Source organism: Streptomyces sp. NPDC020299 (assembly GCF_044387825.1).
In the GTDB taxonomy this organism is placed as follows: domain Bacteria; phylum Actinomycetota; class Actinomycetes; order Streptomycetales; family Streptomycetaceae; genus Streptomyces.
This window is the reverse complement of sequence record NZ_JBIRWL010000011.1, coordinates 104638-129752: the sequence shown is the minus strand read 5'-3', so window position 1 is coordinate 129752 and position 25115 is coordinate 104638. Positions and strand designations below refer to the sequence as shown.

Genomic DNA, 25115 nt, shown 5'->3' with positions numbered 1-25115 from the left:
CACCCGTCCGGCTACGCGGAGGCGCGTCGTACCAGTGTCGTCGGCAGGACCACACCGGTCGGTTCGCCGGCCGTGGCCGGACCGCCGTGGTGGTGGGGGTCCGGGCCGCGCAGCAGCAGCCGGGCCATCAAGCGGCCCATCTCCTCGATGTCCTGACGGACCGTGGTCAGCGGCGGGTCGGTGTGTTCGGCGACCGGCAGCATGTCGTCGAAGCCGATCACCGCGACGTCCTCGGGCACCCGCAGCCCCCGCTCCCGCAGCACCCGCAGGGCACCGGAGGCGGCGAGGTCGTTGGCGGCGAAGACGGCGTCCACGTCCGGGCGGCGGCCGAGGAGTTCCCGCATCGCCCGCTCGCCGCCGGCCGCGGTGAAGTCGCTCTCCACGACCAGCCCGGGGTCGGTGCCGGTGCCGGTCCCGCCCATGACGTCCCGGTAGCCGTCGAGCCGGTCCACCGCCGAGGTCTGGTCGAGGGCGCCGGTGATGTGGGCGATCCGCCTCCGGCCGAGCCCCACGAGGTGCCGGACGGCAGTCCGGGCGCCGTCCCGGTTGTCGCTGTCGACGTACACCGCACCGCGCGTGCCGTCGCTCCACCCGGGCCGCCCGCCGAACACCGTGGGCACACCGGCGCCCTGGATCAGCCCGGGCAGCGGATCGTCGAGGTGCAGCGAGAAGACGAGCGCACCGTCGACATGTCCGCCGGCGAGATAGCGGGCCACGCGCGCGTGGTCGTCCCTGCCCTCCGTGAGCAGCAGCACCAGTTGGTTGTCGTGCGCCGTCAGTTCCTTGCTGATGCCGCGCAGTTGCAGCCCGAAGAAGGGGTCGGTGAAGACCCGGGTCTCCGGCTCGGCGATGACGACGGCGACGGCGTCGTGCCGTTTCGTCACCAGAGCGCGCGCCGCCTGGTTGGGGACGTAGCCGAGCTCCTCGACCGCCCGCCGCACCCGCTGCACGAGGGGCTCGCGGACCCCGTCGCCGCCGTTGACGACCCGTGACACGGTGGCCCGTGACACCCCGGCCCGCGCGGCCACGGCCTCCAGCGTGGGACGCGGCGCTGTCTCGGTCACTTCGGGGCTCCTCACCGGGGTGTGCGGATCAGGATAGCCGGGCCGCGAGCCCCGGTGAGAGCGCTCTCGGTGCCGTGAAATGCGGTTGCGCGCGCGGCGCCGCCCGGCCGATGATCGCCGTCATGACGACGAGAAGGGCCCATGACGCCTGACCGCCTCGCCCCCTACGCCCGGCTCCCGCACGCGTACCGGCACCGGGACGTCCTGCACAGCACCGTCGACGCATTCGGCCGCGCCCACTGGCTGCTCGCCGAGGAGCGGCACCGCCTCCCGCGCGCGGACCCGTACGACGCCGTGGTCGTCACCGTCGAGAACGGCCGCCGGGACGAGACGCACCTGAGCGCCCTGCGGCCGCGCTTCCCCCTGCTCGACGCACTGCCGGACGGCGGCTTCGTCGTCGCCGACGCGCGCAGGCGTGCCCGCGAGGACCATGTGCAGGTCTTCGACGCGCTGGGCCGGCCGTCGTGGTCGTTCGCGGTGGGCGACGCCGTCGAGCATCTGCTGGCCGACGAGAGGGGCGATCTGTGGGTCGCCCACTTCGACGAAGGGGTGTTCGGGGACGACGAGTTGAGCCATCCGGGGCTACGCCGCTGGAGCAGCACAGGTGAGCCGGTGTGGCAGTTCGGGCCGGTGCCCGGCGCGGGCGAGATCGCCGACTGCTACGCCCTGAACGTGGCGGAGCGTGCCGCCTGGGCCTGTCCGTACACCGACTTCCCGCTCCTGGAGATCCGCGGCGACCGGGTGGTCCGGGTGCGCCGCAACCCGGTGGCGGGCGCGCGCGGCCTCGCGGTGCACGGCGACCGGGTGGTGTTCCTCGGCGGGTACGGCGACGAACGGGACCGGATCGCCGACTGCCGCCTCACGGACACGGCGGTCGAGGTGGTCGCGGAGGGCCGCCTGGCCGGCCCCGACGGTGCCGCGCTCGGGCGCCGCCGGGTGGTCGGCCGGGGCGCCCGCCTCTACGTCCAGGAGGAGCCTTACCAGGAGTGGACGGTCCTGGACCTGACGGCGTGAACGCTCCCTCCTGATCCGCCGTCGGGGCCGTTGTCAGTGGCGTGCGGCATGCTGTGACCAGTGGCGGACCGCGCGCCACGGGCAGGGGGAGGACAGGGTGTTCACGGGGATCGACGAGGTCGACTGGGCGTCGCTGGGGCATGCGTACACAGACTCGGCGACGGACGTGCCCGACCTGCTGTGGGGGCTGGCGTCTCACGACCCGGCGCGGCGCGAGATCGCGCTGGACGGGATGTACGGCGCGGTGCACCACCAGGGCGATGTCTACGACAGCACGCTGGCCTGCATACCGTTCCTGTTCGAGCTGGTCACGACAGTCGCGGTGGCCGACCGGGGCGCCGTCGTCGGACTGCTGCGCAGCATCGCGGGACGGCCCGACGAAGAGGAGGACGCCGGCCCGGCGGACGCCTTCGGCACGGACGCGTCCGAGGACGGCGACGAGTACGACGACGAGTCCGACGAGTCCGACGAGTCCGACGAGTACGAGGAATGGCTACGCCACCACCGCGAGGCCCACACCATGGTGCGGGACCGCGCCGGTGGCTTCCTGGACCTGCTGGACGATCCGGACCCGGAGGTGCGTGCCGCGGTGCCCGGCGCGCTGGCGCAGCTGCACCCGGAGCCGGTGCGGGTGTTGGGCTCCCTGCGCGAGAGGCTGCCCGGCGAGAGCGACCCCGCGGCCGCCCGGTCCCTGGTCCGTGCCCTGGGCACGCTGGCCGTCGAGCACGCCGGCGTCCTCGGTGCCGAGCCGGGGCACGCCCTGCGTGGCGTCGTGTCCGGCGCGCCCGATCCCGAGCTGCGGCTGACGGCGCTGATCCAGCTGGCGCGCTGCGCCCCGGCCCTGCTGCCGGACGACACCCTGGAGATCGCGCTGGAGGTGATGCGTCTGGCCCGCGCCGCGAAGGAGCTGGGGCCGCCGCCGGCGCAGCCGGAGCGGCCGCGTACGAACACGCTGATCTCGCACGTGCGTGAGCTGCATGCCGAGCACCGCCGGAGCCTGGGCCTCGACGAGGCCGACGAGCTGCTCACCGAGTTGCACCGGCAGCTGGGCGACCGCGTCGATATACGCTTCCCGCTGCTCGTCGCACAGTTGCGCAGCCCCGACCCGGTGCAGCGCGCCCAGGCCGTCGGCATGGCCGGGCAGCTGCTGACGGGGTGGCGGGCCCCGGACGACGAGCCGGTGCTGGCACTGGCCATGCTGCTCGCCGAGGACGACCTGCGGCTGCACAAGTCGGTCCTCGCCGAACTCCGGTATCTCGCACCGGTCGCGCACCGCGTGGCCGAGGGTCTGGTGGCGTACATCGAGAGCTGGGAGGACCGGGAGCCCGAGACCGGGACGGCCTGGCGGGACACGGCGGTCGGCAAGGCGTTCGAGGTGCTGACCCTGCAAGGGGACGGGCGGGTCGTGCCCGCGCTCACCTCCGTCCTGAAGAGCATCGAGGTACCCGAGAACCTCGCGGGGTGGATCGAGGCGCTCGGCCCCGAAGCGGCGGCCCCGCTGGGTCCGGTGCTGCACGACAGGCTCGCCGCGCTCGACCACCGGGTGCGCGGCGACGCCTGGAGCCGTCTCGTCCGGGGCCTGGGCGCGCTCGCCCACCGTGCGTCGGTGCCGCTGCTCGCGGAGATCCTGAGCGGCACCGACGACCGTCACACGCGCCGCGAGGTGCTGGAGGCGCTCACCGCGTACGGCCGCCGGGGCAGCGCAGCGGCCCCGCGGATACGGGAGTTGTGGTCGGACAGTACGGTGCCGGACGAGGACCGGATATACGTCGCCGAGGCGCTGTGGGCGGTGGCCGGGGAGGCGGGGGCCGGGGACGCGGGGGCCGCCGAGGCGGCGCTGACGGTCGCCGGCGACGCGTTGGCGTGCGGGCAGTGGCTGCGGCGGGACGCCGGGCTGCGGCTGGCCGGGGCGCTCGGCCCGTCCGGCGCGTCGCTGGCACCACGGCTGCGTGAGCTGATCGCGGCCGGTACGGAGCCCGCGCGGGCGGCGGTCGCGCTGTGGCGGGTGACCGGCGAGGCGGACGAGGCGCTGGCGGTCCTGCTGGACCAGTGGGCGGCGGCCCCCCGCAGCCGCCCGGAGATCTCCGCGTGCCTCGCCGAGCTGGGCCCGGCCGCCGCTCCCGCGCTGCCGCTGATACGCGCGGAGCGGTCCTCATCGCGCCGCCACAACAACACCGGCGGTGCGGGCAACATGCGCTACCACGTTCTCCCCGACGTCACCCTGCTCGAGAACTGCCGCCGCGTCCTCGACGCGTTCGGTGAGCCGGGCGACGAGCGGGAGGCCCGGCCCTAGGGAGCCTCCTCGCGTCGCGCCCGGCTCGGCTGCACCCGTTTGGGCTCCCCTGGCATCTTCGGGTACTCGGGCGGGTAGGGCAGATCGCCCAGGCCGTGGTCGTGCTCGTCGCGGCGGGCGAGTTCGAGCAGGGCGTCGAGGGAGAAGGCGTGGTCGTCCATGTCCGCGTGGATGTCGCCGAGTTCGGCGAACCGGCCGGGCATGGTCGCGAGGTCGAAGTCCCGGGGGTGCGCGGCACCCACCTCCTCCCAGCGCAGGGGCGCCGAGACCGGGGCGTGCGGGCGGGGCCGCACGGAGTACGCGGAGGCGATGGTGCGGTCCCTGGCCGTCTGGTTGTAGTCCAGAAAGATTCGGCGGCCCCGTTCCTCCTTCCACCACTTGATCGTGACGTGCTCCGGCATCCGGCGTTCCATCTCCCGGCCGACGGCGATCGCCGCGCGCCGCACCTGGGTGAAGGTCCAGCGCGGCTCGATGGGCACGAAGACGTGCAGGCCGCGCCCGCCGGAGGTCTTGGGCCAGCCGCGCAGGCCGCCGTACTCGTCGAGGACGGCGCGCAGTTCGTGGGCGGCCCGGACGGCGTCCTCGTAGTCGGTGCCGGGCTGCGGGTCGAGGTCGATGCGGAGTTCGTCGGGGCGGTCGACGTCGGTGCGGCGGACCGGCCAGGGGTGGAAGGTGAGCGTCCCGTACTGGGCGGCCCATACCACGGCGGCCGGCTCGGTAGGGCACATCTCGTCGGCGCTGCGGCCGCTGGGGAAGGTGATGTGGGCGGTCGGGATCCAGTCGGGCATGCCCTTGGGCGCGCGCTTCTGGTAGAACCACTCGCCGTTCAGCCCGTCCGGGTGACGCTCCAGGGTCGTGGGGCGGTCGCGCAGGGCGCGCAGGATGCCGGGGCCGACCGCCGCGTAGTACCGGGCGAGGTCGAGCTTGGTGAAGCCGCGCTCCGGGAAGAACACCTTGTCCGGACTGGACAGCCGCACGGTCCGCCCGCCCACCTCCAGCTCCACCGCAGCACCCATGCGGCCACGGTAGGCGCACCACACGCACCCCGCACCCCGCACCCGGACCCGCACGCCGGGCGGCGCACGGCGGGTGCGAGCAGAATCGGAGCATGGATCTGCCGGTGATGCCGCCCGTGAAGCCGATGCTCGCCAAGTCGGTGGCGAACATCCCGCCGGACATGCAGTACGAGGCGAAGTGGGACGGGTTCCGGGCGATCGTGTTCCGCGACGGGGACGACGTCGAGCTCGGCAGCCGCACGGGCAAGCCGCTCACCAGGTACTTCCCGGAACTGGTGGCGGCCGTCAGGGAGCGGGTGCCCGAGCGGTGTGTGCTGGACGGCGAGATCGTCATCGCCCGTCAGGGGCGGCTCGACTTCGACGCCCTGACCGAGCGGATCCACCCGGCGGACTCCCGGGTCCGGATGCTCGCCGAGCGGACCCCGGCCTCCTTCGTGGCGTTCGACCTGCTGGCGCTGGACGACGAGTCGCTGCTGGACGTGCCCCTGACCGACCGGCGGGCCCTGCTCGTCCGGGCGCTGTCGGGGGTGACCGCGCCGGTGCACCTGGCGCCGGCGACGACGGACATCGAGGTGGCGCGGCAGTGGTTCGAGCAGTACGAGGGGGCCGGCCTCGACGGGGTGATCGCCAAGCCGCTCACCCTGCGCTACCGGCCCGACGAGCGGGTGATGTTCAAGGTCAAGCACGAGCGCACCGCGGACGTCGTGGTGGCCGGCTACCGCTTCCACAAGAGCGGACCCGTGGTCGGCTCGCTGCTGCTCGGCCTGTACGACGACCGGGGCCGGCTCCAGCACGTCGGCGTGTCCGCCGCCTTCCCCATGAGGAGGCGCGCCGAGCTGGTCGAGGAGCTCGAACCGCTGCGCATGGACGACGCGGCCGGGCATCCGTGGGCCGCCTGGTCCGAGGAGGCGGCCCACGAGACGGCCCGGCTGCCCGGGGCGCCCAGCCGCTGGTCGGGCAAGAAGGACCTGTCCTGGGTGCCGCTGAGGCCGGAGCGGGTCGCCGAGGTGGCCTACGACCACATGGAGAACGGCGCCCGCTTCCGGCACACGGCCCGCTTCCGCCGCTGGCGGCCCGACCGGACTCCGCGCAGCTGCACCTACGCGCAGCTGGAGGAGCCGGTGCGCTACGACCTCGGCGAGATCCTCGGGCCGTGAGCGAAGTGTGTGCAGGGGTGTTTGTCAGGGGTGTTTGTCAGGGCTGGAACAGGATCTTGATCGCGCCCTCCTGCTTGCGCTGGAACATCTCGTACGCGTGCGGCGCCTCGGACAGCGGCACCCGGTGCGTGGCGAAGTCCTCGACGCCGAGCGGGTCCTCGTCGGTGAGGTAGGGCAGGATGTCGCCGCTCCAGCGGCGCACATTGGCCTGGCCCATCCGCATCTGGATCTGCTTGTCGAACAGGGTGAGCATCGGCATCGGGTCCGCCATGCCGCCGTACACGCCGATGAGGGAGAGCGTGCCGCCGCGGCGCACCAGCTCGATGGCGGTGTGGAGGGCGGCGAGCCGGTCCACGCTGAAGCGTTCCGCGAGGGGGCCGCCCAGCTTGCGGGGCATCACCGCGGCGGCCTGCTGGACGAGGCGGGCGGCCGCGCTGCCGTGCGCCTCGGTGCCGACCGCGTCGATCACCGCGTCGGGGCCGCGCCCCTCGGTCTCGTCGTGGATCGCCTCGACCAGTTCCTTCTCGCTGTCGAAGCCGCGCAGGTCGAACGTCTGCACGCCCCGTCGGCGGGCCCGGGCCAGCCGCTCCGGGACCAGGTCCACGCCGAACACCCGGCCGGCGCCGCGGGCCCGGGCGATGCGGCACGCCATGTCACCGATGGGCCCGAGGCCGAGCACGGCGACGCTGCCGCCGCGTGGGATGCCGGCGTACTCGACCGCCTGCCAGGCGGTCGGCAACACATCGGACAGGTACACGAACCGGTCGTCGGGCGGGCCCTGGGGCACCTTGATCGGGCCGTAGTCGGCGTGCGGGACGCGCAGGTACTCGGCCTGCGCACCGGGCACCGCGCCGTACAGCCGGGTGTAGCCGAACAGTGCGGCACCCATGCCCTCGCTGGTGACCTGGGTGGTCTCGCACTGGGTCTGGAGTCCGTCCGAGCACATGAAGCAGTGCCCGCAGGAGATCTGGAACGGCACCACCACCCGGTCGCCCGGCCGCAGGTCGGAGACCTGTGGACCGACCTCCTCCACGATGCCCATCGGCTCGTGGCCGAGGATGTCGCCCGGGGTCATGAACGGGGTGAGCACCTCGTACAGGTGCAGATCGGAGCCGCACAGCCCGGACGACGTCAGGCGGATGACGGCGTCGGTCGGCTCCTCGATCCGGGGATCGGGCACGTCCTCCACCCGTACGTCCCGCTTGCCCTGCCAGGTCACTGCCTTCATCGTGTCGCGCTCCCTCCGACGCGTGTGCGCGCCTGTCGCCGTTGCGCGTTCGCTTCTGGGGCGGCGCCCGGGTACCCATGAGGGCCGGCCCGAACCGTGACCGGCCGGCCGGTCGGAGGTCTCGGCGGCTGCGCTCAGGGCTGTGCGAGGGTCTGCGTGACGGTCTGTGTGGCGAGGGTCTCCGCCGGGTTGCGCAGTTCCTCGGCGGCGTCCGAGACCCTGCGGATCAGGTCGAAGAACAGCCGCTGCTCGTCGGCGGAGAGCGGCGCGAGGAAGACCTGGTTCATCCGGGCCGTGCGCACGGTCAGCCTGCGGTGGGTACGCAGACCGTCGTCGGTCAGGCGCAGCAGGAAGCGGCGGCCGTCCTGCGGATCGCGCACCTTGTCCAGCAGTTCCCGGCGGGAGAGCCGGCTGATGACCTCGGCGACCGTCGACCGGTCGAGGCCCACGCGCTCCCCGACGGTGCGCTGGTCGAGGCCCGGTTCGGCGACGAGCGCGTTCATGACCGCGAACTGCGGCGAGGTGATCTCCTCCGAGACCATCGTGTTCCACAGCAGGTAGTGGGCCTGCTGGAGCCGCCGGGCCAGGTGCCCGGGGTGGGTGGTGAGGTCCACCGCGGCCATGTGCGCTCCCGAGGTCGTATTCGTTGGTGCACTGAACGATACCCGTCTCCCCGCCCCCTCGTCTGGGTCCGCTTCTCCTTCCACCACAGGTATTGACGCTGCGATGCTCCAGTGGCAGCGTGTGCGACACCTCATTTAAATACTCAGTGCGCTGATTAATTCGCAGATCCGCAGATTCGCAGAGATGGGGCTTCACGGATGGACAAGGTGGTCGCCACAGCCCTGGAGGCGGTGGCCGATGTGCCGGACGGCGCGTCTTTGGCGGTGGGCGGCTTCGGGCTGAGCGGTGTGCCGAACGTGCTGATCCAGGCCCTGTACGAGCGGGGCACGACAGGTCTGGGCGTGGTGTCGAACAACTGCGGGGCGATGGAGTCGGGGCTGGCGGTGCTGCTGGCGGCCGGGCGGATCGCACGGGTGACCGGCTCCTACATCGGCGCGAACAAGGAGTTCGCCCGCCAGTATCTGGCCGGGGAGCTGGAGGTGGAGCTGATCCCGCAGGGCACGCTGGCCGAGCGGCTGCGGGCCGGCGGCGCGGGGATCCCCGCCTTCTACACCCCGGCGGGAGTGGGCACGCAGGTCGCCGACGGGGGGCTGCCGTGGCGCTACGACGGCTCCGGCGGCGTCGCGCTCGCCTCCCCGCCGAAGGAGGTACGGGAGTTCGACGGCGTGGAGTACGTCCTGGAGCGGGGCATCCGCACCGACTTCGCGCTGGTCCGGGCGGCGAAGGGCGACCGGCACGGGAACCTGGTGTTCAACAAGTCCTCCCGCAACTTCAACCCCTTGGCGGCGATGGCGGGCCGGGTGACGGTCGCCGAGGTCGAGGAACTCGTGGAACCCGGGGAGATCGACCCGGACGCGGTGCACCTGCCGGGAATCTTCGTACAACGGGTGATCGCCCTGACCCCCGAGCAGGCGGCGGACAAGCGGATCGAGCGGCGGACGGTGAGTTCCTGATGGCCTGGACACGTGAGCAGATGGCCGCCCGCGCGGCCCGCGAACTACGGGACGGCCAGTACGTCAACCTCGGCATCGGCCTGCCGACCCTGATCCCCAACCACCTTCCCGAGGGCGTGGAGGTGATCCTGGAGTCGGAGAACGGCATCCTGGGCACCGGCCCCTACCCCAGCGAGGACGCCGTCGACCCGGACCTGATCAACGCGGGCAAGGAGACCGTCACGGTCCTGCCCGGCGCGTCCTTCTTCGACTCCGCGCTGTCCTTCTCGATGATCCGCGGCGGCCACATCGACGTCGCCGTCCTCGGCGCCATGCAGGTCTCCGCCGCCGGCGACCTCGCCAACTGGGCCGTCCCGGGCAAGCTGGTCACCGGCATCGGCGGGGCCATGGACCTCGTGCACGGCGCCCGTACGGTCGTGGTCGTCATGACGCACACCGCCAAGGACGGCTCCCCGAAGATCCTCAAGGAGTGCACGCTGCCGCTGACGGGCCGGGCGTGCGTCGACCGGATCATCACCGACCTCGGCGTCCTCGACGTGACCGAGGACGGCCTGCTGCTCGTGGAGTGCGCGCCCGGCGTGACGACCGAGGAGATCACCGCGAAGACCGCCGCCGGGGTACGCGTACCGGAGGAGGTCCAGTCATGAGGGACGTGTACGTCGTCGACGCCGTCCGCACCCCCGTCGGCCGCTACAACGGCGCCCTGGCGAGCGTCCGCCCGGACGACCTGGCCGCCCACGCCGTCCGCGAACTCCTCGCCCGCACACCCGAGCTGGACCCGGCGCGGATCGAGGACGTCTACTTCGGCAACGCCAACGGGGCGGGCGAGGAGAACCGCAACGTCGCCCGCATGGCCGCCCTGCTGGCCGGGCTGCCCACCTCCGTGCCCGGCGTCACCGTGAACCGGCTGTGCGCGTCCGGTCTGGAGGCGGTCGTCCAGGCGGCCCGGGCCATCGCCGTCGGCGACGCCTCCGTCGCCGTGGCGGGCGGTGTCGAGTCGATGACCCGGGCACCGTACGTGCTGCCGAAGTCCGACCGCCCCTTCCCGGCCGGGCACGCCGAGCTGTACTCGACCACACTCGGCTGGCGCATGGTCAACCCGCAGATGGACCCCCAGTGGACGATCCCGCTCGGCGAGTCGGCCGAACTCATCGCCGACAAGCACAAGATCAGCCGCGAGCAGCAGGACGAGTTCGCACTGCACAGCCACCACAAGGCAGCCCGCGCCCAGGCCGACGGCCGCTTCGACGCCGAACTCGCCCCCGTGCCCGTCCCCCGGCGCAAGGGCGACCCGGTCGTCTTCGACACCGACGAATGCGTACGCCCGGACGCCTCCCTCGCCGCGCTGGCCAGGCTCAAGCCGTCCTTCCGTACCGAGGGCGGCACGGTCACCGCGGGCAATGCCTCCCCGCTCAACGACGGCGCGGCCGCACTGCTCCTCACCGACGCGGAGGGCCTGAAGGCCACCGGCCGCGAGCCCCTCGCGAGGGTCACCGCCACCGGCGTCAGCGCGAGTGACCCGCACTACTTCGGGCTCGCCCCCGTCGAGGCCGTGAACCGGGCACTCGCCAAGGCCGGCAAGGGATTCGACGACCTGTCGGTGCTGGAACTCAACGAGGCGTTCGCCGCGCAGGTCCTCGGCTGCCTCGCCGAATGGCCCGAGTTCGACCCGGCCGTCCTCAACCCGCAGGGCGGCGCGATCGCGCTCGGCCACCCGCTCGGCGCCTCCGGCGCCCGGCTCGCCGGCACCGTCGCCCACCAGCTCGCCCGGCGCGGCTCCGGCACCGGCGTCGCCACCCTCTGCATCGGCGTGGGCCAGGGCCTCGCCCTCGTCCTCGAACGCTAGGAACACCCATGCCCCTCACCCAGCACGACATCGACCAGGAGATCGCGGCCGAGCACGCCGCGTACGAGAAGCGGGTCGCCGACGGCGCCCCCGTCGAGCACCACCCGCGCCGCGACTACGCCCCGTACCGCTCCTCCGTGCTGCGCCACCCCCAGCAGCCGCCGGTCACCATCGACGTCACCAAGGACCCGGAGCTGGTGGAGCTGCACTCCCCCGCCTTCGGCGAACGCGACATCACGGAGATCGACAACGACCTCACCCGGCACCACACCGGCGAACCGATCGGCGAACGCATCACCGTCTCCGGCCGCCTCCTCGACCACGACGGCCGCCCGGTGCGCGGCCAGCTGGTCGAGATCTGGCAGGCCAACTCGGCCGGCCGCTACGCCCACCAGCGCGAACAGCACGACGCCCCGCTCGATGCGAACTTCACCGGCGTCGGCCGCACCCTCACCGACACCGAAGGCTTCTACCGCTTCACCACCATCCAGCCGGGCCCCTACCCCTGGCGCAACCACGTGGGCGCCTGGCGCCCGGCCCACATCCACTTCTCGGTCTTCGGCACCGCGTTCACCCAGCGGCTGGTGACGCAGATGTACTTCCCGAACGACCCGCTCTTCCCCTACGACCCGATCCTCCAGTCCGTCACGGACGACGCGGCCCGGCAGCGGCTCGTCGCCACCTACGACCACAGCCTGTCCGTGCCGGAGTTCTCCCTCGGCTACCACTGGGACATCGTGCTGGACGGCCCCGACGCCACCTGGATCGAAGAAGGACGCTGACCGCCATGACGAAGATCGACCCCAGCCGGCCGGAGACCGTCCTGCCGACCCCCTCGCACACGGTCGGCCCCTTCTACGGATACGCGCTGCCCTTCCCTGGCGGCGGCGACATCGCCCCGCTCGGCCACCCGGACACCCTCACCGTCCAGGGGTACGTGTACGACGGCGAGGGCAAACCCCTGCCGGACGCGTTCGTGGAACTGTGGGGAGCGGACCCGGACGGCCGCGTCCCGGCCACCGACGGCTCCATGCGGCGCGACCCGGCCGGCGGCGGCTTCCTGGGCCGCAACGGCGTGGAGTTCACCGGCTGGGGACGCGTCCAGGCGGACGCCAACGGCCACTGGTACGCGCGCACGCTGCGGCCCGGCGCGCGCGGGCACAGCGCCCCGTACCTGAGCGTGTGCGTGTTCGCCCGTGGCCTGCTCATGCACCTGTTCACCCGGATCTACCTGCCCGGCGACGAGGCGGCCCTCGCCGCCGACCCGCTGCTCGCCGGGCTGGACGCGCAGCGGCGCGGCACGCTGATCGCCGCCGACGCGGGGCACGGCACGTACCGTTTCGACATCCGCCTTCAAGGCGAAGGTGAAACGGTCTTCCTGGAGTTCCGGTGACAGCTCCCTACGCCGACACCGGCCTGCTCGCCCCCGAGTGGGCCGGTGCCGCCGCGGCCAACGCCACCAGCGACCACGCGTATCTGCGCGCGATGCTCGACGCGGAGGCCGCCCTGACCCGGGCCCAGGCCGCCCTCGGGCTCGCCCCGGAGCAGGCCTCGGTCGTGCTGACCGAGGCGGCCGACCTGGCCAACTTCGGTATACGGACGCTGGCGGCACGCACCCGCAAGGGCGGGAACCCGGTGATCCCCCTGGTCGAGGAACTGACGAAGGTGGTCGGCGAGGAGTACGGGCCGTACGTCCACCGGGGCGCGACCAGCCAGGACATCATGGACACCGCGACGATGCTGGTGGCCGCGCGCACCCTGGACCTGGTCCTCGCCGACCTGGCCCACGCGGAACAGGCACTGGCCGCGCTGGCCGCGCAACACCGCGACACCGCGATGCCGGGCCGGACCCTGACCCAGCACGCCGTGCCGACGACGTTCGGGCTGAAGGCGGCCGGGTGGCGGTCGCTCGTGCTGGACGCCCGCGACCGGGCGACCGCTGTACGGGGCTCACTGCCGGTCCAGCTCGGCGGTGCCGCCGGGACGCTGGCGGCGTTCGCGGCGTACGGCGCCCAGGACCCCGTCGCCCTGCCCGCCGCCTACGCGAGGGAACTCGGCCTGTGCGAGCCCCTGCTGCCCTGGCACACCCTGCGCACACCGATCGCCGACCTCGCCGGGTGCCTGGCCTTCACCGCGGGAGCGCTGGGCAAGATCGCGGCGGACGTGCTCACCCTGTCCCGCACCGAGATCGGCGAGGTCACCGAGGGCACCGGCGGCGGGTCCTCGGCCATGCCCCACAAGGCGAACCCGGTGCGGGCGACACTCCTCGCGGCCGTCGCCCGGCGAGCACCACAGCTCGCGGCCACCCTGTACGGGTCGCTGGCGGCCGAGGACGAGCGGCCGGCCGGGGCGTGGCACGCCGAATGGGAGCCGCTGCGGGACCTGCTGCGGATGGTGGGCGGCGCCGCCCAGGACCTCGCCGAACTGGCCGGAGGGCTACAGGTCCACCCGGAGGCCATGCGCGAACACCTCGGCCTCACCCACGGGTTGATCGTCTCCGAACGGCTCTCCGCCGAACTGGCCCCCGTCCTCGGCCGCGCCCGCGCGAAGGAGCTGCTCACCGAGCTCGCCCGCCGGGCGCACACCGAGAACCGCGATCTTCGCGAACTGCTCTCCGAGGAACCGGAGCTGAAGGACGTCGACCTCGACGAGCTCACCGACCCCGCCCGCTACACCGGCTCCGCCGGAGCCCTCACCGACCGTGCCCTGGAGCGACGTTGACAAGTGCACTGCTCAACTACCGTGCCGAGGGATCAGCTTCCGCTCCCCCACTGCTCCTCGGGCCCTCGCTCGGCACCTCCTACGCCTTGTGGGACGCCCTCGCCCCGGAGCTGTCGGTCACTCACCGGGTGGTCCGCTGGGACCTGCCCGGGCACGGCGGTTCGGCGGCGGACCTGATCGGACCGGGCGCGACCGTCGCCGACCTCGCCGGGCTCGTGCTCGCGCTCGCCGACTCCCTCGGCATCGACCGGTTCGCATACGCCGGCGTGTCCCTCGGCGGCGCGGTGGGCCTGCATCTCGCCGTGCACCATCCCGAACGGCTGTCGTCCCTCGCCGTCATCTGCTCCTCGGCCCACTTCGGCGGCCAACAGCCGTGGCGGGAGCGGGCCGAACGGGTCCGCCGGGAAGGCCTGGAGTGGCTGGCCGACAACGCCGACGCCCGCTGGTTCACACCCGGGTTCACGGTGCCCCGACTGGTGAGCGACCACCGCGACGCCGACCCGGGGGGATACGCCGCCTGCTGCGACGCGCTGGCCGCCTTCGACCTGCGCGACCGGCTCACCGGCATCGCCGTACCGACCCTGCTCGTCGCGGGCCGGCAGGATCCGGCGACCCCGCCCGCCCACCTACGGGAGATCGCGGACGCCGTGCCCGACGCCACCCTGGTCGAACTCCCCGGCGCCTCCCACCTGGCGCCCGCCCAGTGCCCCGACGCCGTACTGACCGCCTTGCGCACCCACCTCGACGGAACCGCCGGGCGCGGCATGGCGGTACGGCGCGAGGTGCTCGGCGACTCCCACGTGGACCGGGCACAGGCTCGGCAGAGCCCGTTCACCGCACGATTCCAGGACTTCATCTCGCGCTACGCCTGGGGCGAGATCTGGACCGACCCGACGCTCTCCCGCCGCGAACGCAGCATGATCACACTGACGGCACTGGTCGCGCACGGCCACTACGAGGAGCTCGCGATGCATGTGCGGGCGGCACGGCGCAACGGGCTCACGCCGGACGAGATCGGCGCGGTGCTGCTCCAGACGGCCGTGTACTGCGGGGTGCCCGCGGCCAACTCGGCGTTCGCCACGGCTCAGCGGGTGCTGGCGGAGGAGGAGAAGGAGGCGGGGGCAGAGAAGGGGGACGGCGCTGGCTGACGATCGTATGCAAAAGATGCATACGAAAAGTGCATACAAAACCCGTATGCGATCTACCGCAGCCCACGCCCCGTCTCCAGCACCTCCCGCGCCCGCGCCACCAGCCCGTCCGCCCCGCACGACCGCGCCAGCGCCAGGCCCCGGTTGAGCTCGGCGACCGAGCGGGCGGCGATGCCGTACTCGACGCGGGCGACCGCGTGTTCGTACTGGCAGGGTGAGGCCTCCAGGTAGGCGACGGCCTGGGCGGCGAGGCGGACCGCGCGCTGGCCGGTCTCCAGGGCGGCGGCGCAGCGCAGGGCCTCGCCGATGGCGGTGTCCGTGCCGAACCGCTCGGCCTGCCGGCGGGCGTCGGCGGCGAGCCGGGCGGCACGGGCCGGGTCCTCGGTGGCGAGGGCCCGGGCGAGGTCGACGGCCCACGGGACCATCACCGGGTTGTGGTGGCCGCGCGCGGCCGCCGCCTTCTCCGCGGCCTCCAGTTCGTTGATGCCTTCCTTCGTGCGGCCGACGGCGAGCAGCAGCCGGCCGCGTACGGAGCGCGGGTCTGGCAGCACGATGGTGGACGGGTACGGCGGCGCGAACCCGTACTGTTCGGCGATCTCCCAGGCCTCCTCGGCGTGCCCGCGGGCGAGCAGCGTGTCGACCAGGTTGCACGTGGCCGACCAGTACAAGGGCAGGCCGCGGCCGACGCGTTCGGCGAGGCGCAGCGATTCCCGCAGGGATGCCTCCGCCTCCCGGAGCCGGCCCCGCCTTCGATGTCCCAGGCCGAGGTAGGCGTGGGCCAGGGCGAGGTGGCCGCCGCTCCAGCCGGCGGTCTCGTAGGCGCGCAGGGCCTCTGTGTAGAGGGCTTCGGCGCGGTCGAGGCGGTCGGTGTAGACGTAGGCGTTGGCCAGCATCAGCAGCAGTTCGATGCCCCACTCGGTGTCGGTCCAGCCGAGTCCGGGGGCGAGTCGGCCGTTGACGAGGGCCCGGTCGCACAGTTCGGCGACCTCCTCGGCGTTCTCGCCGTGGGTGAGGGCGTCGAAGCCGCGCAGGATCAGCAGGGCACGCTCGGAGTTGTCCCGGCCGGTGCAGGTGCGGGCGAGCTCGGCGAGGTTCTCGGAGCGGCCGGGTGTGGTCGTCTCTCCGGCGTGGATGCCCTCCCACATGAAGTGCACGGCCTGCAGGCGGAGTTTGGCGGGCCCCGGCTTCTGCCGGGCGGCCTCCGCCTCGACGGTGCGGACGGCCTCCTCCAACTGGTCGTTGTGGAGCAGGGCCTGGGAGAGGCGGACGATGGCGTCGATGCGTTTGTCGCCCACGAGGCCGGGCAAGGCCAGGGCTGTCTGCAGGTGGTCGATGGTGGTCGCGGGCGCGGTCAGCAGGGTGGCGCAGCCCAGTTCGTACAGTACGTGCGCGTGCACCTCGGGCAGGGGCGGTTCGACCAGGGCGCGTTCCAGGCAGCGGCGGGCCGCGTCGGGCGCGCCGACGGCGAGGTGTTCACCGGCGGCCTCGCGCAGCTGCTCGACGAGTTCCTCGTCCTCGTCCGGGTGCACTTCGAGGAGGTGCCGGGAGGCCGCGGCGGCACCGCGGCCGGATTCGGTGACGACCTGGGCGGCGATGCCGTGCATGGCGGTGCGCATCGCGGGCGGTATGGAGTTGTAGACGGCGGTGGCGATGAGGGGGTGGACGAACTCCAGGTCGTCGTTCTCGACGCGGGCGGCGGTGGGGTCGGGTTCGGTGAGGATGCGGGCGCCCACCAGTTGTTCGGCGCAGCGCCGGGCGTCGTCCTCGCGCATGGTGGCGAGCTGGGCGACCAGGTCGACGGTGATGCCGGTGCCGAGGATGGCCGCCGCCCAGGCGAACTTCATCGCGTCGATGCCGAGGCCCTCCAGGCGGGCGACGAGTCCGCCGCCGCGGGCGGAGCGGTTCAGGGCGCGCAGTTCACCGGCGTGGGTCTCGACCGGTTCGAACTCGCTCTCCTGCACTTTGGCGAGGAGTTCGACGGTCTCGTAGGGGTTTCCGCCGGTGACGGCCCACACCTCGCGGCAGAACGGGGCGTCGGCGTGCCGCCCGAGGGTGGCGCGGGTGAGGCCGGCGGTGGCGTCGGGGGTGAGGGCGCTGAGGTTGTCGACGGGGGCGCCCGCGGCGGCGGCCACCGCGTCGAGGTGGCGGGCGCCGTCGGCGCTGACCTCGCCGGGTCTGCGGGCGACGACGACCAGTACGGACAGGTCGTCAAGGCGTTCGGCGAACGCGGCGAGCCAGCGCAGGGTCTCCTGGTCGGCCCAGTGCGCGTCGTCGATCAGTAACACGAGGGGCCAGCACCGTTTGGCCAGCCTGCGGACGGCGGCGACGAGTCCGTCGCACACGCCCTGCGGGTCGGCGTGGCCCTCTCCGGGTTCCGCTATGCCGAGGGCGGGGCCGGCGATGTCGTACCAGTCGCCGAGGTATTCGCGGGCCTCCTCGGGCAGCAGGGAGACCAGCGCGGGCTGGAGCAGTTGCCGTACCACGTTGAAGGGGACGGACCTCAGCGTCTCGCCGCCGCGGGTGGACCACACGGTGCAGCCACGGCGTTCGGCGATACGGCGTATCTCGGCCAGCAGCGCCGTCTTGCCGAGGCCCGCCTCGCCCCGGATCACGAGCAGGTTGCCGGCGGACGAGCGGTCCGCGCACAGGACGTCGAGCGCCCGCGTGACGGTGGCGATCTCCGCGTCGCGCTCCCACAGGGAAGCCGAGGCGGCCACCGGGGGCCGTGCCTCCGTCATCCCGTACCTCCCCAAGTCGCCCGAACGACGTACCGACCTTGAGCGTAGCCGTCCTGTCGGCTGGTTGGAGGCCGGTCGGCGCAGCTGTTGCCGTGACGAGTGAACGGCGGTGCGGCGGGGCGACGCCCACCGGCTCCGACCAGTGCCTGTGGAGCCGGCGGTCGGTCAACGGGCTGTAAAATGACATCGGTTCGGGACGGCGCCCTTGCGGACCGCCTTGCGGGGCCCGCAGATACGGGGGCCTCTCATCCGTCTTTCACCGACGCCTCATACGGTGGGGGCATGACGCAGGTGACTCCTCCCGGGTGGTACCCGGACCCCGGGCAGACAAGTGACGGTCCCGCCACCGAACGCTGGTGGGACGGCAAGGCATGGACGGAACAGACCCGTCCCGCCGGGTCGGCCGCCGTATGGGGTCCCTCGGCGCAGACACCGGCCGCTGGGGCGTATCCGGCTTATCCGGCATATCCCGCCCATCCGCCCGCCGCTCCCCGGCGCGGGCTGCGCATGGGCATAGCGGTCGCGGTGGCGGCCGCCGTCCTCGTGAGCATCGGGGTCGGCGTGTACGCCCTCTCCGGCAAGGGCGGTGGCGGCGGCGACCGTGCCGGGTCGCAGCAGAGTTCCGGCGGGCAGGGCGGCCGGGGCGGTCCCGGTGGCCAGGGCGGCTCCGAGGGCCAGGGCGGACCGTTCGGCGGCCCGGGCGGGGGCTCGGGCAACGGCGGCTCGGGCGGCGGGCCGGGCGGTCAGTCGCCCTCGCCCGGCGGGTCCGAGGCCCCCAAGGTCAAGGGCGGCGGCACGATCAGCGATCCGGTCAACGGGATCAGCATGCAGGTACCGGACAACTGGACCGGGGAGACGATCACCGCGGGCGTGCAGGTGACCTCGGCCGACTCCTACAAGTGCCCGGGCGACACCACGAAGACCTGCACCGCGGGCGGCGCCTACTCGGCGCCGGCGCTGGCCCTGGGCACCAAGGGCGACACGGCCGAGGAGGTCGCCAAGGCGGACATCGCGGCGAACGCCAAGCAGTCCTACGGCGGCATCACCTACGGCAGCATCACCTCCCACAAGGTGCTGGCGTCCAAAGCGGTCACCGTGGCCGGGCAGAAGGGCTATCTGGTCCGCTGGCAGGCGGTCACCAGCAAGGGCGCCGACGGTTACGTCGAGTCGCTCGCCTTCCCCTCGCCCGCGAACCCGCGGCAGATGGTCGTGGTGCGCTTCGGCGTCGACGTCGGGCAGAAGGTGTCGGTCATCGACGACATCACCAAGGGCATCAAGGTGTCGTCGGGCGGCGGCAACGGGCAGAACGTCTGACCCCGCGGCCTGCCCCGGCACATGAGTCGGCCGGGTGGGGCGCCCCTCCGCTCCAGAGGAACCCCACCCGGCCGGGGGTGTGCGCCGCCCCCGTCCCCACGGTGCGGCGCAGGCAGGTCACCGTCCAGTCATCCCGTGGACGGCGGCCTGGGTCTCAGGTCAGCCCGAGTGCGGGCAGCACGGCGGCCTCCACGAACCGCAGCAGATAGTCGGAGTCGGCGTACTGGCCGCTCAGCACGGGCCGCACGCGCAGCACGCCGAACATCATCGCGGGCACGTACTCCAGCGCCGGATGATCGGCCCGTACCTCGCCCCGTTCGACACCGCGCCGGAGGATCTCCTGGAGCGCGGCGATCTCGGGGTCTACGAGCGTTTCGCGCAGCGCCTGCTGCAGTTCGGGGTCCTGGGTGACCGCGTGCCCGAGGGCCTGCAGCAGCCGGGTGTCCTTGCCGGACCAGTCCCCCGCGGCCCGCGCGGCCCGGCGCAGGTCCTCGGCGAGCGAACCGCTGTCGATACCGGCGAAGCGCACCTCCCGGTTGGCGCGCAGCGCCGCCGCCACGAACTGGGGCTTGGTCTTCCACTGCCGGTACAGCGTGGACTTGCTGCACCGCGTGCTGGCGGCGACCCCTTCCATGGTGACCGAGTCGTAGCCGCACTCACGGATCTGCTCGAGCACGGCGTCGAAGAACTCCCGCTCACGCTCGGCCGTGATCTTGGAGCGGCGCGAGGCGGCGACCGCCTCCGGTCCGTCCGCGGCCTGCGACGTCATGTGCTCTTCTCCTCACTCGTAGCGCGGTCACTCGTGTGACGCGGCCACTTCCTGCACGGCTCTCGTACGGCTCCCGTACGGCTTCTGCCGACGGTCCCCGAAACCCGTATCCAGTGTGGCCTACGTCAATCGATACGCCAGTGTACCGGTACCCGAACGTATCGGTACACTGACGTATCGGTACGGTGACGTATCGATGAGCCAGCACACCGTCAGTGAAGGGGCCGGGGGAATGAATGCCCGAACCGCGCCTGCAGAAGCGGAGGCCGACGCGACAGCGCGACCGCCGCTCGTCCGTGAGCTCCTGCTCGTAGCGGGGCTCTTCCTCGTCTACAAGCTGGGCCGGCAACTGGCCACCGGCCACACCGGTCAAGCGCTGCACAACGCCCGCCGCGTGTGGGACCTGGAACGGGCCGTGCACCTGCCGGGCGAGGGCACGGTGCAGTCCGCGCTGCTGCACGGCGACACCCTGGTCCGCCTGGCGAACACCTACTACGCGACCGTCCACTTCCCGGCCACCGCCGCCTTCCTGGTCTGGCTGTATCTGCGACGGCCCGCGCACTACGTCTGGGCCCGCCGGGTCCTCGCCGCGGTCACGGCCGCCGCCCTGGTGCTGCCCTTCACGTTCCCGCTGGCCCCGCCGCGCATGCTGGCCGCCACCGGGCTGGTCGACACCGCGCGATTGTATGGACCTTCTGCATACGGTCCACCGCAGACCGATCATCTCTCCAACCAGTACGCCGCGATGCCGTCGCTGCACTTCGGCTGGGCTCTGATGGTGGCCATCGGCCTGATCGTGGCGACCCGGTCGCGCCTGCGCCTGCTGTGGCTGCTGCACCCGCTGGTGACCCTGCTGGTGATCGTGGGCACGGCGAACCACTACTGGCTCGACGCGATCGCCGCGGCGGCCATGCTCGGCGTGGCGCTCGCCCTGATCCACCCACCGCACCGCACGGCGGACGGAGCGAGTACGGACGGGACAAGTGCCACACGTACACGGCGAAGTGGCCGGGGAAGCGGCCGGCGGATGCCGGTGGCCCCCGAGACGCCCGTCCTGGCCGGAGCCGGCCGATGAGCGCCGACCTGATCGCCGTCGCCCTGTCCCTGGTCTCGGCCGTCGCCTACGCCGCGGCCGCCGTCGCCCAGGAGCGCCTCGCCTCACGCGGTTCCGGCGCCGGCCTGCTGCGACTGCTGGGCACCGGCGCGTGGTGGTCGGCGGTCGGACTGAACGCGGGCGCCGCGCTGCTGCACGTGGTGGCCCTCAAGTACGGTCCGCTGACGGTGGTCCAGCCACTGGGCGCGCTCACTCTGGTCGCGGCCGTGCCGATGGGCGCGCGGGCCGCCGGGCGGCGGGTCAGCCCGGTCGAGTGGCGGGGCACCGCGTTCACGCTGCTGGGGCTGGCCGCTGTGCTGGTCACCGCCTCGGGCCCGGCGCCCGAGCGGGTACTGAGCCTGACTCAGGCGCTGGCGGTCGCCGGTACGACGGCGGCGCTGATCGGCGTGCTGGCGCGGCCCGGTGCACGGCCGGGCCTGCGGCACGCGACGGCGTCCGGCTTCGCCTCGGGTGTGGCGTCGGCGCTCACCCAGACGGTGACGGTGGCGGCGACCGGCGGCGCCGGGGCCGGGCTCGGCGGCGGGATCGGCGGGGTCGGCGCGGTCGTCGGGGTGGCACTGCTCGTCGCCGCGTTCGCCACGGGCGGGCTACTGCTGTCGCAGACGGCCTACCGGGGCGGTCTCGGCGCCCCGCTGGCGATGGTGACCCTGGCCAACCCCGTCGCGGCCGCGGTGATCGGGCTCACCCTGCTCGGCCAGGGCCTCCAGGGCGGCGCGGCCGGGGTCCTGCTGGCGCTGGCCGGGGCAGGGCTGGCCGCCTGCGGCGTGCTGCTGCTGACCCGGGCGACACCCGTGGCCGGGCCCGGCGTCGACGACGATGCGGAACACCCCGTGGCGGCGGTGCTGGCGCTGGAGCCGGGCACGGCGTCACTCGAACCGGCTTTGGTGCCACGGCAGTCGGAGTCGGGACGGCTCAGTCCGCTGTAGCCATGCATGCAGCCACGAAGGCAGCCAGCAAAGGCGGCGGCCGGTGCGTGCGGAAGCCCGCGTACACCGGCCGCCGCCGCCTGCCGTTGCATACAAAATCTGCATACAAAGCCTGTACACAAAGCCTGCATACAGTAGGCGAAAATCAGCCCAGCCCCCGCGAGTCCTGCTTCAGCGCGGTGTCGACGGTCAGCGCCGTCGCCACCACGAGGCTCAGCAGCGGCTCGGGCAGCTGGTAGTGGATCTGCAGAACGTAGTTGTCCGCGGTCGTGAACAGCGTCTTGGCGAGGCCTTCCCAGGTCTTGGTGATCCGGGCGACCTCGTTGTCCGCGTGGTCGACGATGGCGAAGTTCCACGCCCGCCAGTTCTCCGCCTTGATGGCGCCGACCTTCTGGCCGTCGGCGTTCATCGCGAAGTTGATCTTGCCGATCATGTTCTGCTGGACGATCTCACCCACCGGCGAGCCGTCCGGGCGCTGCACGATCACCTTCGACTTGAAGATCTTGCCCGGCCGGGTCAGCAGCAACTGCGGCTGGCCGTAGGCGTCGCGGATCTCCAGCTTGTGCGTCATGAACTGGTCGAGGCTGGAGACAAAGCGAATGATCTTCTTGATGACACTCTGGCCGACCTGGACGACCGAGCCGATCTCCCGGCCGTTCTGATCCATGACCTTGTACTCGTTGGTCACCTCGATCAGCTTGGCCTTCTGGTTCACCACCAGGACCGGCTCGGTGAACAGGGTGCCGCCGCCGGGGCCGCCGCCGGCGACTCCGGCCTGCTGCTGCACCTGACGCTGCACGCGGGCGTCACCGGTGGCCTGCTGCGGAACGGCCGCGTGTGGGGCGGCCTGCGGGGTGCCCGGCTGGGCGCCCTGCTGGTCCGGGCTGGTGTGGTCGGTCCACTGCGCGCCGTCCCAGTAACGGAGCGTCTGGGGCGCACCGTGCGGATCGGGGTACCAGCCTGCAGGAGTGTTCGATTGCGTGGTCACCGGGGCACACTACCCTGAGCTGACCGGTACCTGACCAGTCCCCACGTTGCGGTATTCATCGTCCGTTTACTCCGCGGCGATCGCCGGGTCGCTGACACCTGCGCACCCATTCTCGACATGTCCGGCGAACCGGCGCAGAAACGCCGGGTCGGTGTCGGACGTGACGGTGAGGTCGTACCAGCGGCGGCTCGCCGTGAGGTCCACGGTGAGCCGGACATGCGCCCCCGGCCGTACGGTGAGCGTCCGAGGCCGTCCGCCGTAGCCGTTCGCCACCTTCAACCGGGCCGTGCCGGAACCCTGGTTGGTGAAGGTGAGCTCGACGCCGTCGCCCGTGTGCCGGGCGGTGGCCTCTGCTCCCGCGATCTTCCCGGAGCCCTTGAAGACGCGCAGGAAGCCGTTCGGGCCGTGCACGGTCAGGTCGTGGGAGCCGCCGGAGTACGCCGAGTTCCAGGTGTCGGACACCGACTTGCCGGACTCGGTGGTGTAACTCCAGGGGCCGTCGGTGCGGTTGCCGGAAGTGACGAGAAAGGCGGCGCCCGCGTGGGCACCCGAGGCGAAGGTGAGCGTGAGCTTGCCGGTCGCCGCGTCCGCCGAAGCGTCCACGAGAGGCGCGTACTTGAGCGGCCGGGTGAGCCGGTGCCCGCGCTCCTGCTTGGGCAGGGCCGGGTTGGCGGGCGGGGTCGGCTTGTAGTCGGGGTGGCGGTCGTGGTCCGGGGGCCGGTAGCCGTCGGTGTCCGGCAGGGCGACCGGCCGGGTGTCCGTGCGGGAGAAGTCGAATGCCGAGGTCAGGTCGCCGCAGACGGCACGCCGCCAGGGCGAGATGTTCGGCTCGTGGACGCCGAAGCGACGCTCCATGAACCGGATGACCGAAGTGTGGTCCATCGTCTCCGAGCAGACGTAACCGCCCTTGCTCCACGGGGAGACGACGAGCATCGGCACGCGCTGCCCCAGTCCGTAGGGACCGGCGGCATGTCCGCTGTCGCCCTTGAACAGGTCGGGCCCGGCGTCGACCGTCGAAATGCCCTGCGCGGCGGAGGACGGCGGGAAGGGCGGGATCATGTGGTCGAAGAAGCCGTCGTTCTCGTCGTAGGTGATGAACAGGGCCGTCTTCGCCCACACCTTCGGGTCGGCCGTGAGGGCGTCCAGGACCTGGGCGACGTACCAGGCGCCGTAGTTGGCGGGCCAGTTGGGGTGCTCGGTGAAGGCCTCGGGGGCGACGATCCAGGAGATCTGCGGCAGCTTGCCGTCCTTGACGTCTGCCTTCAACTGGTCGAAGAAGCCGTCGCCCTTGCGGGCGTCGGTGCCGGTGCGGGCCTTGTCGTACAGCGGGTCGCCGGGCTTCGCGTCCTGGTACTGCTTGAAGTAGAGCAGGGAGTTGTCGCCGTAGTTGCCGCGGTAGGCGTCCTGGATCCAGCCCCAGGAGCCGCTCGCGTCGAGTCCGTCGCCCACGTCCTGGTAGATCTTCCACGACACCCCGGCCTTCTCCAGACGCTCGGGGTAGGTGGTCCAGCTGTAGCCGGCCTCGTCGTTGCCGAGGACCGGGCCGCCGCCCTTGCCGTCGTTGCCGGTGTAACCCGTCCACATGTAATAGCGGTTGGGGTCGGTGGAACCGATGAACGAACAGTGGTACGCGTCGCAGATGGTGAAGGAGTCGGCGAGCGCGTAGTGGAAGGGGATGTCCTCACGCGTCAGGTACGCCATGGTCGTGGAGCCCTTGGAAGGCACCCACTTGTCGTACTTGCCCTGGTCGAAGGCGGCGTGTCCGTCGTTCCAGCCGTGCGGGAGGTCCTGGATGAACGCGAGGCCCAGGTCGTCGGCGTCGGGGTGGAACGGCAGCAGGTCCTTCGTGCCGTCCGACTGATACCACACCGGCTTGCCGTCGGGGCGGGTCATCGGACGCGGGTCGCCGAAGCCGCGGACGCCTCTGAGTGAGCCGAAGTAGTGGTCGAAGGAACGGTTCTCCTGCATAAGGACGACGATGTGCTCGACGTCCTCGATCGACCCCGTGCGATGGTTGGCGGGCAGCGCGGCGGCGCGCTGGATGCTGTTGGACAGCGCGGTGAACGCCGTTGTGGCGCCCGCGAGTTGGAGGAATCGACGCCGGTTGGCTTCGGGCATGGCTGAGGGACCTCTCATCCTGGCGTACGGGATGCCGGAACGTGACGGGATGATGCGCGCTGCGAGTGTTCCAAGAGCACCGAA

At 72.5% G+C, this 25115-nt stretch carries 21 protein-coding genes; 13 read left to right on the top strand and 8 right to left on the bottom strand.

The features are described 5' to 3' along the window. Positions 1-11: 11 nt before the first annotated feature. Positions 12-1064 carry a LacI family DNA-binding transcriptional regulator gene (locus ACH45E_RS27130; RefSeq protein ID WP_361446580.1) on the bottom strand — a complete coding sequence of 351 codons (1053 nt, stop codon included), beginning with the start codon at positions 1062-1064 and terminating at the stop codon, positions 12-14. A gap of 141 nt (positions 1065-1205) precedes the next feature. Here ACH45E_RS27130 and ACH45E_RS27125 point away from each other — a divergent pair, with 141 nt between their 5' ends. Then, entirely contained in the window at positions 1206-2078 is an 873-nt protein-coding gene (locus tag ACH45E_RS27125) for a hypothetical protein (RefSeq protein ID WP_361446578.1), read from the top strand. A 97-nt stretch (positions 2079-2175) separates the two neighbouring features. Beyond that, the gene (locus ACH45E_RS27120; RefSeq protein ID WP_361446576.1) at positions 2176-4371 is read left to right on the top strand and encodes a HEAT repeat domain-containing protein; all 2196 of its coding nucleotides are present in this window, start codon (positions 2176-2178) and stop codon (positions 4369-4371) included. On the opposite strand, the gene ligD is transcribed toward ACH45E_RS27120, so the two are convergent. After that, entirely contained in the window at positions 4368-5387 is a 1020-nt protein-coding gene (gene ligD, locus ACH45E_RS27115) for a non-homologous end-joining DNA ligase (protein WP_361446574.1), read from the bottom strand. The two genes, ACH45E_RS27120 and ligD, sit on opposite strands and share 4 nt — an antisense overlap. Before the next feature lie 92 nt (positions 5388-5479). Between ligD and ACH45E_RS27110 the strand changes: the two genes are divergently transcribed. Beyond that, a complete protein-coding gene (locus ACH45E_RS27110; RefSeq protein ID WP_361446572.1) occupies positions 5480-6544 on the top strand; it encodes an ATP-dependent DNA ligase in 1065 nt (354 codons plus the stop codon). 37 nt (positions 6545-6581) lie between these two features. Here ACH45E_RS27110 and ACH45E_RS27105 read toward each other — a convergent pair whose 3' ends face one another. Both ACH45E_RS27105 and ACH45E_RS27100 read right to left on the bottom strand, forming a co-directional pair. Then, the gene (locus tag ACH45E_RS27105; RefSeq protein WP_361446570.1) at positions 6582-7772 is read right to left on the bottom strand and encodes a zinc-dependent alcohol dehydrogenase; all 1191 of its coding nucleotides are present in this window, start codon (positions 7770-7772) and stop codon (positions 6582-6584) included. A 134-nt stretch (positions 7773-7906) separates the two neighbouring features. Further along, positions 7907-8395 (bottom strand): MarR family transcriptional regulator, encoded by a 489-nt coding sequence (locus ACH45E_RS27100; protein ID WP_361446568.1) that lies wholly within the window; start codon positions 8393-8395, stop codon positions 7907-7909. Positions 8396-8593: 198 nt separating this feature from the next. On the opposite strand from ACH45E_RS27100, the gene ACH45E_RS27095 reads away from it, so the two are divergent. Genes ACH45E_RS27095 through pcaD form a run of 7 tightly spaced genes read left to right on the top strand, consistent with a single transcriptional unit; the run spans position 8594 to position 15064 of the window. Beyond that, positions 8594-9349 carry a CoA transferase subunit A gene (locus ACH45E_RS27095; protein ID WP_361446566.1) on the top strand — a complete coding sequence of 252 codons (756 nt, stop codon included), beginning with the start codon at positions 8594-8596 and terminating at the stop codon, positions 9347-9349. Next, a complete protein-coding gene (locus ACH45E_RS27090) occupies positions 9349-9996 on the top strand; it encodes a CoA transferase subunit B (RefSeq protein ID WP_361446564.1) in 648 nt (215 codons plus the stop codon). The genes ACH45E_RS27095 and ACH45E_RS27090 overlap by 1 nt, the downstream gene beginning before the upstream one ends. Then, the gene (locus ACH45E_RS27085) at positions 9993-11195 is read left to right on the top strand and encodes a thiolase family protein (protein WP_361446562.1); all 1203 of its coding nucleotides are present in this window, start codon (positions 9993-9995) and stop codon (positions 11193-11195) included. The genes ACH45E_RS27090 and ACH45E_RS27085 overlap by 4 nt, the downstream gene beginning before the upstream one ends. A gap of 8 nt (positions 11196-11203) precedes the next feature. Continuing rightward, complete coding sequence (pcaH, locus tag ACH45E_RS27080; RefSeq protein WP_361446560.1) at positions 11204-11977, top strand: protocatechuate 3,4-dioxygenase subunit beta; 774 nt, start codon at positions 11204-11206, stop codon at positions 11975-11977. Between the two features lie 5 nt (positions 11978-11982). After that, positions 11983-12588: a protocatechuate 3,4-dioxygenase subunit alpha gene (gene pcaG, locus ACH45E_RS27075; RefSeq protein ID WP_361446558.1), complete on the top strand. Its 606-nt coding sequence runs from the start codon at positions 11983-11985 to the stop codon at positions 12586-12588. Continuing rightward, the gene (gene pcaB, locus ACH45E_RS27070; RefSeq protein ID WP_361446556.1) at positions 12585-13916 is read left to right on the top strand and encodes a 3-carboxy-cis,cis-muconate cycloisomerase; all 1332 of its coding nucleotides are present in this window, start codon (positions 12585-12587) and stop codon (positions 13914-13916) included. Before pcaG ends, pcaB begins: the two co-directional genes overlap by 4 nt. Then, positions 13913-15064: a 3-oxoadipate enol-lactonase gene (gene pcaD, locus ACH45E_RS27065; protein WP_361446554.1), complete on the top strand. Its 1152-nt coding sequence runs from the start codon at positions 13913-13915 to the stop codon at positions 15062-15064. The genes pcaB and pcaD overlap by 4 nt, the downstream gene beginning before the upstream one ends. Positions 15065-15117: 53 nt before the next feature. Here the strand turns inward: pcaD and ACH45E_RS27060 are convergent, their stop codons facing one another. Continuing rightward, positions 15118-17802 carry an AAA family ATPase gene (locus ACH45E_RS27060; RefSeq protein WP_361446552.1) on the bottom strand — a complete coding sequence of 895 codons (2685 nt, stop codon included), beginning with the start codon at positions 17800-17802 and terminating at the stop codon, positions 15118-15120. 282 nt (positions 17803-18084) lie between these two features. Here ACH45E_RS27060 and ACH45E_RS27055 point away from each other — a divergent pair, with 282 nt between their 5' ends. Continuing rightward, the gene (locus tag ACH45E_RS27055) at positions 18085-19116 is read left to right on the top strand and encodes a DUF2510 domain-containing protein (RefSeq protein WP_361446550.1); all 1032 of its coding nucleotides are present in this window, start codon (positions 18085-18087) and stop codon (positions 19114-19116) included. 154 nt (positions 19117-19270) lie between these two features. Here ACH45E_RS27055 and ACH45E_RS27050 read toward each other — a convergent pair whose 3' ends face one another. Next, complete coding sequence (locus ACH45E_RS27050) at positions 19271-19885, bottom strand: TetR/AcrR family transcriptional regulator C-terminal ligand-binding domain-containing protein (protein ID WP_361446548.1); 615 nt, start codon at positions 19883-19885, stop codon at positions 19271-19273. Positions 19886-20117: 232 nt separating this feature from the next. Between ACH45E_RS27050 and ACH45E_RS27045 the strand changes: the two genes are divergently transcribed. Then, the gene (locus ACH45E_RS27045; RefSeq protein ID WP_361446546.1) at positions 20118-20960 is read left to right on the top strand and encodes a phosphatase PAP2 family protein; all 843 of its coding nucleotides are present in this window, start codon (positions 20118-20120) and stop codon (positions 20958-20960) included. Continuing rightward, positions 20957-21925 carry a hypothetical protein gene (locus ACH45E_RS27040; protein ID WP_361446544.1) on the top strand — a complete coding sequence of 323 codons (969 nt, stop codon included), beginning with the start codon at positions 20957-20959 and terminating at the stop codon, positions 21923-21925. Before ACH45E_RS27045 ends, ACH45E_RS27040 begins: the two co-directional genes overlap by 4 nt. Positions 21926-22070: 145 nt before the next feature. Here the strand turns inward: ACH45E_RS27040 and ACH45E_RS27035 are convergent, their stop codons facing one another. Both ACH45E_RS27035 and ACH45E_RS27030 read right to left on the bottom strand, forming a co-directional pair. After that, positions 22071-22913, bottom strand: coding sequence for a phospholipid scramblase-related protein (locus ACH45E_RS27035; RefSeq protein ID WP_361446542.1), 843 nt, complete (start codon positions 22911-22913; stop codon positions 22071-22073). Positions 22914-22979: 66 nt separating this feature from the next. Beyond that, positions 22980-25031, bottom strand: coding sequence for a phosphocholine-specific phospholipase C (locus ACH45E_RS27030; RefSeq protein ID WP_361446540.1), 2052 nt, complete (start codon positions 25029-25031; stop codon positions 22980-22982). Positions 25032-25115 lie beyond the last annotated feature (84 nt).

Excerpts from the sequence above, each read along its gene's own strand:
- ACH45E_RS27125 (WP_361446578.1), top strand. The coding sequence starts at position 1,206 with ATGACGCCTGACCGCCTCGCCCCCTACGCCCGGCTCCCGCACGCGTAC.
- ligD (WP_361446574.1), bottom strand. The coding sequence starts at position 5,387 with ATGGGTGCTGCGGTGGAGCTGGAGGTGGGCGGGCGGACCGTGCGGCTG.
- ACH45E_RS27110 (WP_361446572.1), top strand. The coding sequence starts at position 5,480 with ATGGATCTGCCGGTGATGCCGCCCGTGAAGCCGATGCTCGCCAAGTCG.
- ACH45E_RS27105 (WP_361446570.1), bottom strand. The coding sequence starts at position 7,772 with ATGAAGGCAGTGACCTGGCAGGGCAAGCGGGACGTACGGGTGGAGGAC.
- ACH45E_RS27100 (WP_361446568.1), bottom strand. The coding sequence starts at position 8,395 with ATGGCCGCGGTGGACCTCACCACCCACCCCGGGCACCTGGCCCGGCGG.
- ACH45E_RS27095 (WP_361446566.1), top strand. The coding sequence starts at position 8,594 with ATGGACAAGGTGGTCGCCACAGCCCTGGAGGCGGTGGCCGATGTGCCG.
- ACH45E_RS27090 (WP_361446564.1), top strand. The coding sequence starts at position 9,349 with ATGGCCTGGACACGTGAGCAGATGGCCGCCCGCGCGGCCCGCGAACTA.
- ACH45E_RS27085 (WP_361446562.1), top strand. The coding sequence starts at position 9,993 with ATGAGGGACGTGTACGTCGTCGACGCCGTCCGCACCCCCGTCGGCCGC.
- pcaH (WP_361446560.1), top strand. The coding sequence starts at position 11,204 with ATGCCCCTCACCCAGCACGACATCGACCAGGAGATCGCGGCCGAGCAC.
- pcaG (WP_361446558.1), top strand. The coding sequence starts at position 11,983 with ATGACGAAGATCGACCCCAGCCGGCCGGAGACCGTCCTGCCGACCCCC.
- ACH45E_RS27060 (WP_361446552.1), bottom strand. The coding sequence starts at position 17,802 with ATGACGGAGGCACGGCCCCCGGTGGCCGCCTCGGCTTCCCTGTGGGAG.
- ACH45E_RS27055 (WP_361446550.1), top strand. The coding sequence starts at position 18,085 with ATGACGCAGGTGACTCCTCCCGGGTGGTACCCGGACCCCGGGCAGACA.
- ACH45E_RS27050 (WP_361446548.1), bottom strand. The coding sequence starts at position 19,885 with ATGACGTCGCAGGCCGCGGACGGACCGGAGGCGGTCGCCGCCTCGCGC.
- ACH45E_RS27045 (WP_361446546.1), top strand. The coding sequence starts at position 20,118 with ATGAATGCCCGAACCGCGCCTGCAGAAGCGGAGGCCGACGCGACAGCG.
- ACH45E_RS27040 (WP_361446544.1), top strand. The coding sequence starts at position 20,957 with ATGAGCGCCGACCTGATCGCCGTCGCCCTGTCCCTGGTCTCGGCCGTC.
- ACH45E_RS27030 (WP_361446540.1), bottom strand. The coding sequence starts at position 25,031 with ATGCCCGAAGCCAACCGGCGTCGATTCCTCCAACTCGCGGGCGCCACA.